This window comes from Paenibacillus sp. SEL1 (genome assembly GCF_054602535.1).
Window position 1 is genome coordinate 2,144,148 of the sequence record NZ_CM137723.1, and the last position, 12,824, is coordinate 2,156,971.

At 45.3% G+C, this 12,824-nt stretch carries 17 protein-coding genes and 1 riboswitch; of the genes, 6 read left to right on the top strand and 11 right to left on the bottom strand.

From position 1 onward, the window contains the following. Positions 1 to 85: 85 nt before the first annotated feature. A complete protein-coding gene (gene motB / locus ACYCSE_RS09805) occupies positions 86 to 913 on the bottom strand; it encodes a flagellar motor protein MotB (protein WP_414126664.1) in 828 nt (275 codons plus the stop codon). Further along, the gene (motA, locus tag ACYCSE_RS09810; RefSeq protein WP_028542601.1) at positions 906 to 1,700 is read right to left on the bottom strand and encodes a flagellar motor stator protein MotA; all 795 of its coding nucleotides are present in this window, start codon (positions 1,698 to 1,700) and stop codon (positions 906 to 908) included. The genes motB and motA overlap by 8 nt, the downstream gene beginning before the upstream one ends. A 187-nt stretch (positions 1,701 to 1,887) precedes the next feature. Here motA and ACYCSE_RS09815 point away from each other — a divergent pair, with 187 nt between their 5' ends. Both ACYCSE_RS09815 and ACYCSE_RS09820 read left to right on the top strand, forming a co-directional pair. Further along, on the top strand, positions 1,888 to 2,181 hold the full coding sequence (locus tag ACYCSE_RS09815) for a hypothetical protein (protein WP_061831817.1): 294 nt from the start codon (positions 1,888 to 1,890) through the stop codon (positions 2,179 to 2,181). A gap of 117 nt (positions 2,182 to 2,298) precedes the next feature. Beyond that, positions 2,299 to 2,598, top strand: a complete 300-nt coding sequence (locus tag ACYCSE_RS09820) for a 4a-hydroxytetrahydrobiopterin dehydratase (RefSeq protein WP_007428083.1) — start codon at positions 2,299 to 2,301, stop codon at positions 2,596 to 2,598. A gap of 78 nt (positions 2,599 to 2,676) precedes the next feature. Here the strand turns inward: ACYCSE_RS09820 and ACYCSE_RS09825 are convergent, their stop codons facing one another. The 4 genes from ACYCSE_RS09825 to ACYCSE_RS09840 form a co-directional block, all read right to left on the bottom strand. Beyond that, positions 2,677 to 3,183, bottom strand: coding sequence for a GNAT family N-acetyltransferase (locus tag ACYCSE_RS09825; protein WP_459702140.1), 507 nt, complete (start codon positions 3,181 to 3,183; stop codon positions 2,677 to 2,679). 305 nt (positions 3,184 to 3,488) lie between these two features. Then, positions 3,489 to 3,989 carry a C40 family peptidase gene (locus tag ACYCSE_RS09830; RefSeq protein WP_061831815.1) on the bottom strand — a complete coding sequence of 167 codons (501 nt, stop codon included), beginning with the start codon at positions 3,987 to 3,989 and terminating at the stop codon, positions 3,489 to 3,491. 5 nt (positions 3,990 to 3,994) lie between these two features. Continuing rightward, positions 3,995 to 4,132: riboswitch (cyclic di-AMP (ydaO/yuaA leader) on the bottom strand. 277 nt (positions 4,133 to 4,409) lie between these two features. Continuing rightward, positions 4,410 to 5,237, bottom strand: coding sequence for a hypothetical protein (locus tag ACYCSE_RS09835; protein WP_235306874.1), 828 nt, complete (start codon positions 5,235 to 5,237; stop codon positions 4,410 to 4,412). Positions 5,238 to 5,248: 11 nt separating this feature from the next. Next, positions 5,249 to 7,261, bottom strand: a complete 2,013-nt coding sequence (locus ACYCSE_RS09840; RefSeq protein WP_459702141.1) for a M1 family metallopeptidase — start codon at positions 7,259 to 7,261, stop codon at positions 5,249 to 5,251. Positions 7,262 to 7,385: 124 nt separating this feature from the next. Here ACYCSE_RS09840 and ACYCSE_RS09845 point away from each other — a divergent pair, with 124 nt between their 5' ends. Continuing rightward, the gene (locus ACYCSE_RS09845) at positions 7,386 to 7,892 is read left to right on the top strand and encodes a YwhD family protein (protein ID WP_010346553.1); all 507 of its coding nucleotides are present in this window, start codon (positions 7,386 to 7,388) and stop codon (positions 7,890 to 7,892) included. Positions 7,893 to 8,301: 409 nt separating this feature from the next. On the opposite strand, the gene ACYCSE_RS09850 is transcribed toward ACYCSE_RS09845, so the two are convergent. Further along, positions 8,302 to 8,391 carry a putative holin-like toxin gene (locus ACYCSE_RS09850; protein ID WP_440723579.1) on the bottom strand — a complete coding sequence of 30 codons (90 nt, stop codon included), beginning with the start codon at positions 8,389 to 8,391 and terminating at the stop codon, positions 8,302 to 8,304. Positions 8,392 to 8,608: 217 nt separating this feature from the next. On the opposite strand from ACYCSE_RS09850, the gene ACYCSE_RS09855 reads away from it, so the two are divergent. Further along, the gene (locus ACYCSE_RS09855; protein WP_459702143.1) at positions 8,609 to 9,115 is read left to right on the top strand and encodes a PTS sugar transporter subunit IIA; all 507 of its coding nucleotides are present in this window, start codon (positions 8,609 to 8,611) and stop codon (positions 9,113 to 9,115) included. 99 nt (positions 9,116 to 9,214) lie between these two features. Here the strand turns inward: ACYCSE_RS09855 and ACYCSE_RS09860 are convergent, their stop codons facing one another. After that, the gene (locus tag ACYCSE_RS09860) at positions 9,215 to 9,964 is read right to left on the bottom strand and encodes an MBL fold metallo-hydrolase (protein WP_459702144.1); all 750 of its coding nucleotides are present in this window, start codon (positions 9,962 to 9,964) and stop codon (positions 9,215 to 9,217) included. Between the two features lie 141 nt (positions 9,965 to 10,105). Between ACYCSE_RS09860 and ACYCSE_RS09865 the strand changes: the two genes are divergently transcribed. Together ACYCSE_RS09865 and ACYCSE_RS09870 are read left to right on the top strand one after the other, a co-directional pair. Then, positions 10,106 to 10,651 carry a histidine phosphatase family protein gene (locus ACYCSE_RS09865; protein WP_069290786.1) on the top strand — a complete coding sequence of 182 codons (546 nt, stop codon included), beginning with the start codon at positions 10,106 to 10,108 and terminating at the stop codon, positions 10,649 to 10,651. Positions 10,652 to 10,705: 54 nt separating this feature from the next. Further along, on the top strand, positions 10,706 to 11,062 hold the full coding sequence (locus tag ACYCSE_RS09870) for a YunG family protein (protein ID WP_416145809.1): 357 nt from the start codon (positions 10,706 to 10,708) through the stop codon (positions 11,060 to 11,062). 269 nt (positions 11,063 to 11,331) lie between these two features. On the opposite strand, the gene ACYCSE_RS09875 is transcribed toward ACYCSE_RS09870, so the two are convergent. From ACYCSE_RS09875 to ACYCSE_RS09885, 3 genes are all read right to left on the bottom strand, one after another. Continuing rightward, entirely contained in the window at positions 11,332 to 11,388 is a 57-nt protein-coding gene (locus tag ACYCSE_RS09875; RefSeq protein WP_219727882.1) for a putative holin-like toxin, read from the bottom strand. A 71-nt stretch (positions 11,389 to 11,459) separates the two neighbouring features. Continuing rightward, positions 11,460 to 12,272: a pentapeptide repeat-containing protein gene (locus ACYCSE_RS09880; protein ID WP_459702145.1), complete on the bottom strand. Its 813-nt coding sequence runs from the start codon at positions 12,270 to 12,272 to the stop codon at positions 11,460 to 11,462. Positions 12,273 to 12,390: 118 nt separating this feature from the next. Beyond that, positions 12,391 to 12,783, bottom strand: coding sequence for a VOC family protein (locus tag ACYCSE_RS09885; protein WP_013308197.1), 393 nt, complete (start codon positions 12,781 to 12,783; stop codon positions 12,391 to 12,393). Positions 12,784 to 12,824 lie beyond the last annotated feature (41 nt).

A 12,824-nucleotide genomic window follows, 5' to 3' on the forward strand; every position in this document is an offset into this window, starting at 1 on the left:
GTCCAGATTATAGGAAGCACTAAACAAAGAGGCACCAGCTGCATAAAAATGCGGCGGTGCCTTTGTTCATATAACATATGCATAATCAACCTTCATTCGAGCTTGAGGTAGGACTGATGACTTGTGTCCCGTTCTGATATTTGCGGAGAACAGATATTTCAACACGACGGTTTTTGGAGCGTCCTTGGCCATCTTGATTGCTTGCCAATGGACGATACTCGCCATAACCGATGGATACAAACTTGGTTGGATCGAGATCTGGATTGAGCAACAAGATACGCAAGAAATTCAGAGAGCGCTGGGCGCTCAAATCAAAGTTGGACGGGAACTGGCTGTTGGAGATCGGTACATTATCCGTATGACCCGATACGATAACATCATAGCCAGGGAACTGCTGGAGCATACTAGAAATAGACTTGGCCAGCTTTCTCGCTCCCGGTTTTACTTCGGCTTGCCCGGATGAAAACAGGGCATTATCACTAATGGTGATCATCAGCTGGGATTGGTTCAGCTTGGTATTCAGCAGAGGTGACAGGCCGTTATTTTGAATATATTGATCCATCTGTTTTTTAAGCTTTTTTAAATCTTCTTCTTCCCGCTGGGCAAGCTGTTTTTGCAGTTCAGAGGTAGAACTAGCTTTCGATTTTAAGGGTTGTGATACTTGTTCTTTATTTTTGCCCATATCCATGGATTGTGACGACGGATTCGCGGCCGAGTGATCCAGCACGCCAGTGCCGCCACTAAAAGCTGAACTCAGGGATTGAGCCATAGTTTCAAATTTTTTGGCGTCGAGCGAGCTCATACCGAATAAGACAATGAAAAGAGCCAACAGAAGGGTCATTAAGTCGGAATATGGCAACAGCCAGCTTTCGTCAGCATGCTCTTCATGCGGTTCATGTCTCTTTTTACTCACTGGAATCGCCATCCTTCTGGGTCAATGTAGCCCGTTCGGTCGGAGTCAGGAAGATCGTCAGTTTCTGACTGATGGCAATTGTCGATATCCCCGATTGAATGGAAAGCAGACCTTCGACCATCATTAATTTAAGCTCTACTTCTTTTTTGGATAACCGTTTCAGCTTGTTGGACATCGGATGCCACAGGACATAACCTGTAAAAATACCGAGCAACGTCGCAATGAAAGCTGCTGCAATGGCATGAGAGAGCTTTTCCATGTCACTAAGGTCAGCCAGAGCGGCGATCAGACCTACAACCGCACCGAGTACCCCGAGCGTTGGAGCGTACATACCGGCTTGGGAGAAGATCAGTGCGCCAGAGCGATGTCGATCCTCGGTAGCATTGATATCCTCCATCAGAACGTCCCGTACGAATTCTTGATCATTGCCGTCAATAATCATTCGCATGCCGCCACGCATAAAGGGATCATCGATTTCTTCTACCTTAGATTCCAAGGCGAGCAGACCTTCACGACGGGTAATGGATGCCCACTCGGTAAACGTACCGATGAGCTCTTTGCGGTCTAACAGTTTTTGTTCGGTGAAAATAACCTTGAACAGCTTCGGAATCCGTTTGATTTCTGCCATCGGGAAGGCCATAAATATACTCGCTGCCGTTCCGACGAAAATAATCATGTAAGCAGCGGGATTATTGACCAAATTGACGACCGGAGCGCCTTTTAAGATCATCCCGACGACCAGTGACATAATCCCGAGCACAAGTCCGATAATGGTTGAAATTTGCATGATACACCTCATCCATGAGAATAGATTTTGAATCCTTTCATGCCGCCGGGGTCGTCCTTGCCCCAAGCGCGTCATTACAAGACGGATTATAGTATTTATCGACAAAACTCTCTTTTTTGTTAAGTGCGAATTTCCGGTATAATAAGGTGATTATGTATTGAATGGCGGAACCATTGGAGGAAATGGCATGGGAGTAAAGCATGGGCGTGAGTATGAACAAATTTTGAACGATTTGACAGAGGCTGTGGGGCGCATCCCAGATAGCTATGAATTTTTTGAGATGGAAGCAGAAGATTGGGACAGGCTGGACCCGGCGGGACGTCAGGAAGTCAATGAAGCTTTGGCAGAAGACTTATTTTATGCACTGGGTACAGAGCCCACAATCACTGTAGGGAGTAGCGTTGTGATCTATGAGCCGGAGCAGCATCGCATCTATGTACTTATTGGGGACGAGGAGCTGACGTCAGTCCCTTTGATTTGAGGTCCGTCTTATGGATTTATCAACGGGGCCGTGGTAATATGTACACCAATATATCGTAGTTTTGGCCGTATTTAAGCGGTCGAAAGGCTTCCGTATAAACGGGGAGGAGTTCGTAACATGCCTTTTACACAAGAAGAGATTGAAGCACATCTGGAGAAACTGGAGGGCTGGGAACTGGAGGAAGGACGTTGGATCGTTCGAAAATATAATTTTTCCAGTTTTATGAAAGGGATTGCATTCGTGGATGAAGTTGCCGCTATATCTGAAGCATTCAATCATCATCCATTTATTACGATTGATTATAAGACCGTGACTCTGCGTTTGACCTCTTGGGACGACGGCGGTATTATGGCCGTGGATATTAAGGAAGCCCAACAATATAATGAAGCTTTTGAAAAAATGCGCAGCAGTCATTGAGCTTGTAATGATCTGTCGTATGATGATAGAAGCGCCTTCGCTATACAACATCGTGGTTGTATGCCGAAGGCGCTTTTATCATAGAATCTGGGTTGGGTGCTCGGGACGATATACCATACAATAAAATGGTTTTTTGCCATCAGGAGTCTGGCGTTCATAGGTATCTGTAAGCTCAAATCCAGCCGCCTTGTAGGCCCGGATAGCGCGCTCATTCCAAGTAAGCACCTCTAGATCAATTTCATTCTTCGGGTTGCGTCGTTGAGCTTCCTCTGCAATGGCACGGACAAAATCAGAGCCTTTGCCATGTCCGCACCTGTCAGGATGCATTCCAAGACCTAGCCGGGTCACACCGATCATAGGAAAATATTGAGCAAATCCTGTTAGCTTGTTCTCTTCATCCAGTACGGCAACATATTGCTCTTGGCGAAGCATGGGACTTCCAAATTCGACTTCAAGCGCCTTCATTTGTTCCCAGGGGAGCCAACCATATATGTTATAAGGTGGATCATAGTGCCACTCACAGATTGCAGCCGCTTGATGCTCGTCCATCGGTACGATCCGATAGTTGGATATTGAGGCCGGCATGTGTTCCATCCTCCTTTTACACAGGTACTTCAATCATTAACAACAGATTGTAGACAAGTTGCAGAGGAATGGCAAGCGTGTTTATTTCATACCTAAGTCGGGTATACATTCAATAAGAAGGAATTACTGCTCATATGCTCCCCCAGCGGTGACGGTAAAACCGACGATGTTCGCTACAATTGAAACCTTTTGAGGTCTCAGTTCGTCAGTAAAGATAATAATTGCTGATGTTGTGGACATAAAAAACCGCAATTCGATTCCGGCCAGAATCAAATTGCGGCTAGGGTTAGCTTGCTGTGCGTTAGTTATTCTACGTTATCGTCATCAGGAATGTCTGAAGCTACTGAATGGTAAGCGTCTGTGCTCATAATTCTTTTTGCACCGACATAGCGGTTAGCGTAATAATTTTCGTTCAGTGAGCTAACTACTACACCACGTGAAGTCGAGGAGTGGGCAAATTTCCCTTCACCTACGAAGATACCTACATGGGAAATGCCTCTTCCTGTGGTGTTGAAGAACACCAGGTCCCCAGGTCTCATTTCATCGCGGGATACAGAAGATCCCATTTTGAATTGTGATCCAGATTGATGCGGAAGTTTAATTCCCAGTTTGTTGTATACGTACATTGTGAAGCCGGAGCAATCGAATCCCTCGAGTGTAGTGCCTCCGCTTCTGTAGTTCGTTCCTTTGGCATCTTGGATGACCTGGTCCATCTTAGAGTCTGCATATGCACTGCCGCCACCGAATGTAAAAGATGTAAAGGCAATGGCAAGACCCATAGCTGCGATCGTTAGCTTCTTCTTCAAAAAAAATATACCCCTTCCAATGCCTGCGAGGTTAGCTTAAGGATTCGGTAGAAGGTTCCCCTATGACCACTCTGTTGCGAGATCAATTCACCCAAACTGGTTCCCCCGCTTCCTAGGTGCCAGGAATTAGGCTTAACTTAAGATGTGCACCTTGGAGAGCAGTATTCACAATAACGTTATTTTTGAGATAAAGGTTACAATAAAGATTACAAAGTTGTTACTATCAGTTCACTGCGATTATTGTAACAAAGACGGCTGGCTTTGGCAAATGTTTCATTGCAAAAAGTTACAAAAAAAATCTGCTCCTAATGTCCCAGGAACAGATCTTGTTAACAGTATTCAGTTATATGTCGTTTGTGCGGGTATGAATCAAGGTTTTTCGACAGACGGAAATGAAGTAAAAAAACATAATGGCAGGGCTTAGCTTCTACTAGAGATATCGGTATGCCATAGTCTGTACTGCGAACTGATATGCCACAGCCTGACCAGACTAGTAACAAAATGATACGATTGCTGGAGAATGAGCGCCAGCATGCCAGTCCAAATCATCGCCACGGTGCCAAATAGACCGAAGACCAGCAGCACACAAGCACCGAGCAAAAGGGATATACCGACAGCTGGGAGGAGTTGGCGAAAGAAGGCGAGCAGGGACGATAGTATGGCGTGACCACCGACAGTACCCAGTTGCATATACAGGATGCACTGCCGAATGAACCATCCGTATGCCATCCATCCAATGACATAGGGCAATAAATGCAGCAGATAAGAGGAAGATTGAAGTGCTCCTGCTACAATAGGGTAGAGTCTCGGTACTACCCAAAAGGCGGGAAGCAGCAGCAGTCCCAACTCGATGGTGTAATACAACAGCGACGACATGCCATGGCGTTTCATACCCTTGAAAAAGGACAGGCTTTGCGGTTCAGTCGCATCGGTATGCAGACTTTGATATATTCCGGCTCTAATGAAGGGAGTGATCAGTATGCGTAGTACAGTCGCGCCTAGTAGTATCCACAAATACACATGTACTTCCCGGCTGTCCATCAGAGCAATCTGGCTCTCCATCCAAAATAAGGTCTGTCCCAGCTCGTTCTGACCCTGATCAGGATAACGGAGCAATAGCGGGATAACGGCAGACTGCACCAGCCGATAGAGAAACACCCCCCACAGTAGTCGATACAGAAATAAAATGATAACGATATAGAAACGTATGCGCACCAGCGCCCAGCCCTCTTTTATAACAGTCCGCATCTATAGACACCTCACCATGACAGACTTCCAAGCAGTGTCTCCAACAGCTTGGTTACACTTATACTCCAACGGGTTTGTTGCTTTTCGTCCAATTCGGCTTTTAGGCTATTGTTAATATGCTTGTTCTCCAGTGCAATGGTATATAAGGGATCAAGGGTTACATGGGAAACGGGAGAAGTACTTTTGATCCGAAAATTTGTACTTTTGCCCGCGCCGTCCCAAGCCTTGAATATCGTGGTACCATCCTTGAAGGTAAATTGGACAGGGATCTTGGGATAATCCGCCCCTTTTTTGCTGACCGTCACGACTGCTTCATATCCATTCTCCAGCTTGTGGTTTGTGATGTGATCCACTGAAAAGTCCGCCATCTGGCCGTCATATACATACTGTTCAAAATAGTGGCTCCATGAGCGTCCGGTGACTCTCTCCACGATACGTTGAAAATCCAGTGAGGACGGATGCTTGAATCGGTACGTCTGGACGTAGGTCCGCATAATGCGATCCATTTTTTTCATACCCACCTGACGTTCAATGCCCCGTAGGACCAGCTTGCCTCGAGAGTAGGCATTTTGCGCGTACTCAGCCGCTGAGCCGTACTTCCATGACTCACGGTTTAGCGGCTGTGGGGAGGCTACCTGTCCCGATTGTAATGGCAGGTTGGGGGTAAGCCCATATTCTTGCTCCATAAGCCGCTCCTCTGCATAGGAGGTGAAGCCTTCATCCAGCCACGGCTCCTCAAATTCATTATTGGCTACCATTCCGTAGAAATATTGATGTCCAATCTCATGAACTAATGTCCGTTCCAGACTATAGCCAGGATTCAGATTACCCGCAGCAGCGGCCGTGATGAGTGTCGGATACTCCATACCGCCGGCCCCAGTGCCTGATTTGGGTGGAACCACGATGGATAGGGTGGAATATGGATAAGGCCCGTACCATTTGCTGTAGTACGAAAGGGCGGCCTTCGCTGCGCTCATATAGCGCCCTTTGAGCTCCTTGTGCGACGGGTCAAGGTAGAGCTTGATTTTGACACCAGGGACTTCAGCAGAAGAAAAGGGTTCTTCTACGGTTACAAAGTTGGGTGAAGCGGACCAGGCAAAATCGTGTACATCATCGGCATAAAATTGATATATTTTTTGGCCGTTCTGTCGGACGGCACCACGGGTGGGAAATCCGGTCGCTGCTACGATATGAGTTTCAGGCACCCGAATCCGTACGCTGTAAATTCCAAAATCGGCATAAAACTCGGAGTTACCATGATACTGGTGGAGGTTCCAGCCCTCCTCGGCGCGTCCACGCTGTCCTGCAGTCTCGTAGACGCTGAGCTTCGGGAACCACTGTCCTGCCATTACAAAATCATCTGTCGCGCCCATACGAGCGAAGATGGCGGGCAGTTTTACCTCAAACTTCATATATAATGTGATTTCTTCGCCACCTCGTACCGGCTTGGGTAGACGCACCTTCACGAGCGAACGGTCGCCTGCGTTACCGTCATCTGGCTGCACATATTGGATGCGGTGCATGAGAGATAAACCGTCTTCTGTTTTTAGTTCAGTCAGCGTCATGGAGCCAAAGCCGTCTTTGGGCATGGTGTCTCCGCGCAGCTTTCCACCGGATTCCTTCATAAAGGTAGTTTCCATGGAAGAAAAGGCATTCGGGTATAGATGAAGATACAGATCATTCACGGTTTTCTTGCCCGGATGCTTCCAGGTCAGTGTCTCAGTGCCTCGCAAAACCTGTCCTTTTTCCAGAGACACATCAATGTGGTACTCTACCACCCTCTTGCTGAGGATTTCTGTAGTGGGCTGTGGAGGGTTCTTGGGCAGGTCAGGCACGATGTTTGCCCCTAGAGGCTTGCCCATATTTGGGGCAAGCGCAGACTCAGACAGGGAGCCGTATAGTGGTTGGCCTATGGACTGCGGGTCGGATTGCGGTTGGGGCTGCCAGGCAAACCATAACGTCCCTGCGAGGAGACCGAGGGCTAGTGTAGACAATAAAACGATTTTAGTGCGTGCTGGGGTCATACAATGGATACCTCCCGTTGACAAGCATCTACAGCATGTATATGTTTGCTTTCAGGAGATTATTAGTTAAAATATTTATAGTGTAGAATGAGTGTGAAGACGGAAAATGGAGGTCTAGTGACGCATGAGTGAAAATCAGCCGGACGGCAAAAAACAGATTGCACTGAACATTGTCAGTGGCAAGAGTAAACATAAGGGTTTCGGCGCAGGCTCAATCGACCTGAACAGCATGTCTCCGGTTATCATTGACCGAGGAGAGGCGAAAATTGATATCGGTGCCATGCATGCCAAAAGTAAAGTAGAACGTGGTATCAAGTTCTCTACGAATAAAGAGGATGTACCGAACGGACGCCAAGTATGGCTCGTATGGGTAGCCGTGGATCGTACGCCCGAAGGGCGTATGTACGGCGGTGCCACCGCCTGCGAGATGCTGATTGACGACGAAGCCAAACGCGGCTGGAAAATCCTCGCCGATCACGTCAATCGTATGGATTATGCGCTCAAGCGTCGTTTCATGCTGGAGGATCTCGGCAGTGAAGATAAAGCAGCGCTCAAAAGCCTGCTAATTTCGCATAACGAGGAATGGTGGGACGCTTCGCCTGAGGAATTGAAGCAGGCGCTGGAAGGATAGGCCCAGCGTTAACGCAGTAATAATATTGTAAAAAAGCAGCCACATCTGTGGGCTGCTTTTTTTTTATTGCGAAGGGTTTAAAGAGTTTTGAACTTACAATGAGTTATACTAAAGGTGCTTTTTCCTATGAGAAGCAACCAAATTAGAACCTTTATTTAAGCTTTGTGTTACCTTTAGTTGTAAGCTTTAAGACCTCATAGAATATGTACTGGACAAGTAAAATAGCAGAGGAAATCAGTAAAATATTTGAAGAAAAAACTGTATTTACGTTATAAAATGAGCTATACTGAGGTAAGAATAGTAAAGGAGTCGTGCGTCAACACGGCTCCAGCATACAACAATTGCATAAAGAGCAGTCGGCCGGGTAAGATAAGGTCGGATATAGACCGTATTCCTTAGTCAGAGCGGTCTATTTCTTTTTCACGTAGGTAAGCAATGCCAGAATGAACATGCCAAACATGATCATCAAGGAAATCGCGTCTTTAACCTTTATGGGCATCACCTCCCTTCGGGGAGACTAGCCGACCGCCCTTTTAGCCGGGTTCTTTTACGACGGTAGCGCCTTGACATCCTGAACAGGCATTCACTATAATTCAGATAGAAATCGCTTCCACTTTTCTTTTTATTTATTCTGTGGAACCGGTTCCTCGAAATGTGTAGCAACTAAGTCCCATTCACTGTTTATGAATGTAATCTCTAAATAAGGTGGCATCGTTATGTTTAAATGGTTGAAAAAGAAGGCGGCTCCTCGTATTGAAGAATTCGACATGGTAGCACCAATCAAAGGAAAAGTGGTTTCCCTTGAAGAGGTTCCAGATCCTGCGTTCTCTACGAAGGCTATGGGGGAAGGTATCGCTATTCATCCGACTGAAGGTAAAGTGACTGCTCCTTTCGCGGGTAAAGTCGTTCACGTGATGGAGAAAAGTAAGCATGCTCTGATCATTGAGCATGAATCCGGTGTACAAATTTTGATACATGTCGGGATTAATACAGTTTCCCTCAAAGGACAAGGGTTTAACCCTCACGTTCAAACAGGAGATAACATTAAAGCAGGGCAATTACTGATGGAGTTTGATCTAGACGCGATTCAACAGGGTGGCTTGCCTGTAATTACTCCGGTAATCGTTCCAGACGGGCAAGAGATGATCAGTCATGTGGAAATCTTGGAAGGTACATCCGCCTCTTCAGAAGTACCCGTATTAAGAGTTCACTTAAAGGCCTAGTTCTCATTCAGAAAAGACTAACCAGGAATTCCTGGTTAGTCTTTTCTTTAGAGGATTCACTGACTGGTCAAGGATCGGGTATGACCATGTGATCAAAAGCTAGGATTCACATATTTCAGATATCCGCTGATTACAATTGCCTTCGTACAGCCCTCCATGAAAGCAGATCACTTTTTTAATATCATATGGCAGCAGGTTTTTAAGAGATTCTTTGGCCATATTGAAATCACAGCAGTATTGCGGGTCTGGAGCCAATAATTTGCCGCTTACCACGCGTAGAGCATCTCCTGCAATCAGGGTTTGACTGGATTTATGATAGAAACTTAGGTGTCCTGGTGTATGACCAGCAGTATCTATAACTACGATCCCCCCACAGAAGGGTAATTCCTCTCCGGCAACGATGGTGGAGTTTACAATAGCCTTTGGGGGATTTTCAAGTGTACGCCGGAATGCGTGTCTCCACTCTACCGGAACGGATTCGGGCATGGCGCTTACAGCTTGATCTATTGCTTCTGGAGTCAGCTTTATAAGCTGTTGTTCTCCCTGTATATAAGGCTTTTCGATAGAACTGGCTAATACTTGAACTGGGGATGAAGAAGCCCGGATTATATCTGCTAAACTGCCGATATGATCAAGATCCTGGTGTGTTATTAATATGAAGGTAAGTTTATGGATTGTTAATCCGGTGCCTAGAATAGCCTCATGCAAAAGTGAGAGTTGCCCGGGGTAAGCCGTATCAACTAAAATCATGTTATTTTCGTCCCACATTAAAGTGGGGTGAATACTCTCTATACTTCCCATAATGTTAGCAGAAACCTGGAGCATGTGTATTCCCTTGTCTAATTGCATCGAATCCCTCCCATAAGAGTTGATGTAACACAAAGGAATCGTATCATGAAATATAAATATGTAAACCCATATTATATCATAAAAATAATTATTTGTAAATATGTAGAATTTTAAATTTGTGTGACAGTTAGGAGTGATGACGTGAAGAAAATTTATTTTGTCAGACATGCCCAAGCAACAGGACAGGAACCAGATGCCCGACTTACCGATGAGGGTACCCGACAAGCTGAGCAGTTAGTTGATTTTATGGAGAACGTAGGTGTGGAATATATTGTGTCCAGCCCGTGGAAACGGGCCGTGCGAACCATTCAGCCCTTGGCTGAACGGAAACAGTTGCAGGTGTATACTGATGTACGTCTTCAAGAACGGGTACTTAGCCATGAGCATTTGGACCATTGGCTGGACGTGCTGGAACAGACCTATTTGGACGAGGACTTGAAGCTGGAGGGAGGGGAATCATCCCGTGAAGCAGTAGATCGAGGAATCCAGCTTGTTCAGGAGCTTATAGAGCGGGCGGAAAAAACGGTTATCATTGTAACTCATGGAGCTTTACTATCTCTTCTCATTCGACATTACGATCCGCAGTTTGGGTTTGAGGACTGGAAAAAGCTTTCGAATCCCGACGTGTATTTGCTAGAGCTGAAAGAAGCAGAAGCCAAGATTCACAGAGTGTGGAATACGGGTTGAAATAAATAAAGCACGTTCACCATAAGTGCAGAATGGAATCGAAAGGGGAGGCGCATGTTGAAGGCAAACTGTTTTTTAGAATTAGAAAAGGCGTTGTTTCAAGCTTGGTCTTTGGAGTCTAGTTCTAAATGGACAGCAAATAATCCTGCGGCTGGACAATGTGGTGTCACAGCGCTTGTCGTTCAGGACAGGCTTGGCGGCGATATTTTGAGGACATGGCTGGATAGTGGCTGGCACTATTACAACCGCATTGGTGAGGACATTATAGATTTTACGAGGTCGCAATTTTCAAGCCTTCCTCAGTATCAGGATGTATACTCCAACCGGGAGGAAGCTTTTTCGGACACCAATGCAGGGCAGTATGCAGCCTTAAGTCAGAGATTAAAGGAATTTCTAAACGAAGAAGAATAAGGGGATTTAAATCTGGATGCAGTCATAAAGACGTGATTTTTGAACCTGATCCAATGGAAGGTACTTTTTGTTGCCCAATATACATTAAAGAGCTGAGTAATCAGTAAAATTCTTGAAGATAAAAGCCGTATTTACGTTATAAAATGGGCTATACTGAGGTGAGAATAGTAAGGAGTCGTGCGCTAACACGACTCCAGTATACAACCACTGCTTAAAGAGCAGTCGGCAGTAGGGTCCAACAATAGACCGTTACCTTGGATCGGGGCGGTCTATTTCTTTTTCATGTAGGTAAGCAATGCCAGAATGAACATGCCGAACATGATCATCAAGGAAATTGCGTCTTGAGATATTAATTACTTAATTACGTATTTTCTTGGAGAGTACTATAAAATAAACTCTAATGCAGCCAATGACCGGGAATGCTTAGAGAAGGGGACAGTTTGGTTTTACAATTGCCCTTAGCCGAATTTAATTGCGCCTGTGTAAGAAAGATACTTCCTTCCAGATTAGCCCCACTTAAATCAGCATCTCTAAAATCCGTACCGATCAAGTCTGTCATTCTCAGATCAGCCTCTCGCAGATCAGCAGCAATAAGTAAAACTCCTCTCAGGTTGGTACCTCTAAGATTAGCGCCTCTCAAATTGGCCCCGATAAGGTCTCTACTCCTGATTTTTTTACTATATTTATTGTGCTCCACGTTTTTCTTAACTTTTTCTCGTACTAACTCACTTGTTTGTAAAAGTAAATCATTGACTAACGCCCTATGGGTTGGTACATGAAGATTTATGAGGGATTTTGGATCTTGATCCGTAAGCTGCTCGGTTTTCGCCATAGCTTTTTGTAAGTCTGTAAAGATGGGTTGAGTTTCTTTTAAGTTAAGGGCTTCATTGAGGTAATAAAGCATTTCATGAAGCTGTTGCATGATGGGAAATATATTGAACATTTCCTCAGCTATTGCCGGATCGTCTCGCCAGCTTTTTCCCTTGTATGTAACTTGGGAAACTTTTTGACCTGCTCCAAAGCAATCATATACCGTACAGCCTCGCAAGCCGTTGTTTCTTAGATTCTTATGAATATCACAACGATAATCCGCATTGAGGTTTTGACAAGGGGTTCCTCCATCCTTATTAAAAGCAAAATCAGCTGATTTTGCATAAGGCAAGGCTACACAGCATAAACCAAAACATTGTTCACAATTTGCACTATACAATAAACACACATCCTTTTACTGGCACCTATTAAATGTAATATTACCAAAAAAAGATGGGGTATAGTATATTGTTTTTTCGTAGACTTCTAGAGTCTGCTGGATCGTTTAGAGAAGAAATTTAGTCTTTTGCCAGGTTCAATTGCCATGAGACTCCGTATTTATCTTCAACCCACCCAAATTGTTGGCTTACGGGAGAGGCTTCAAGGGGCATTAGAACTCGGCCTTCCTGAGATAGCTGGTCAAACACGCTATGGATTTCTTCTTCCGAATCACAAGTGACGAATAGCGATAGAGCTGGAGTAAAAGGGTGTTTGTCCTGATGGTTATAGTCTATAGCCATAAAAGTCTGCCCTTTGAGGTTGAATACGGCATGTAACACGGTCCCATCTTCCTGATGAAAAATGCTCATGATACCAGACGGCTTAAATACAGAGGTATAATATTGCATGGCTTCTTCTGCTTGACCGGAGAACATGAAAAATGTTGTGATTTTTGGACTGGAATCATGCATGAGATCAACTCCCTAGATTGTATCGTAGATGATAACATCTT

What these genes read in the sequence shown, in the direction of transcription:
- ACYCSE_RS09840 (WP_459702141.1), bottom strand. Translation starts at nt 7,261, where the DNA reads ATGACCCCAGCACGCACTAAAATCGTTTTATTGTCTACACTAGCCCTC.
- ACYCSE_RS09870 (WP_416145809.1), top strand. Translation starts at nt 10,706, where the DNA reads ATGTTGAAGGCAAACTGTTTTTTAGAATTAGAAAAGGCGTTGTTTCAA.
- ACYCSE_RS09885 (WP_013308197.1), bottom strand. Translation starts at nt 12,783, where the DNA reads ATGCATGATTCCAGTCCAAAAATCACAACATTTTTCATGTTCTCCGGT.
- ACYCSE_RS09850 (WP_440723579.1), bottom strand. Translation starts at nt 8,391, where the DNA reads ATGCCCATAAAGGTTAAAGACGCGATTTCCTTGATGATCATGTTTGGC.
- ACYCSE_RS09835 (WP_235306874.1), bottom strand. Translation starts at nt 5,237, where the DNA reads ATGCGGACTGTTATAAAAGAGGGCTGGGCGCTGGTGCGCATACGTTTC.
- ACYCSE_RS09845 (WP_010346553.1), top strand. Translation starts at nt 7,386, where the DNA reads ATGAGTGAAAATCAGCCGGACGGCAAAAAACAGATTGCACTGAACATT.
- ACYCSE_RS09855 (WP_459702143.1), top strand. Translation starts at nt 8,609, where the DNA reads ATGTTTAAATGGTTGAAAAAGAAGGCGGCTCCTCGTATTGAAGAATTC.
- motA (WP_028542601.1), bottom strand. Translation starts at nt 1,700, where the DNA reads ATGCAAATTTCAACCATTATCGGACTTGTGCTCGGGATTATGTCACTG.
- ACYCSE_RS09820 (WP_007428083.1), top strand. Translation starts at nt 2,299, where the DNA reads ATGCCTTTTACACAAGAAGAGATTGAAGCACATCTGGAGAAACTGGAG.
- ACYCSE_RS09860 (WP_459702144.1), bottom strand. Translation starts at nt 9,964, where the DNA reads ATGCAATTAGACAAGGGAATACACATGCTCCAGGTTTCTGCTAACATT.
- ACYCSE_RS09825 (WP_459702140.1), bottom strand. Translation starts at nt 3,183, where the DNA reads ATGCCGGCCTCAATATCCAACTATCGGATCGTACCGATGGACGAGCAT.
- ACYCSE_RS09815 (WP_061831817.1), top strand. Translation starts at nt 1,888, where the DNA reads ATGGGAGTAAAGCATGGGCGTGAGTATGAACAAATTTTGAACGATTTG.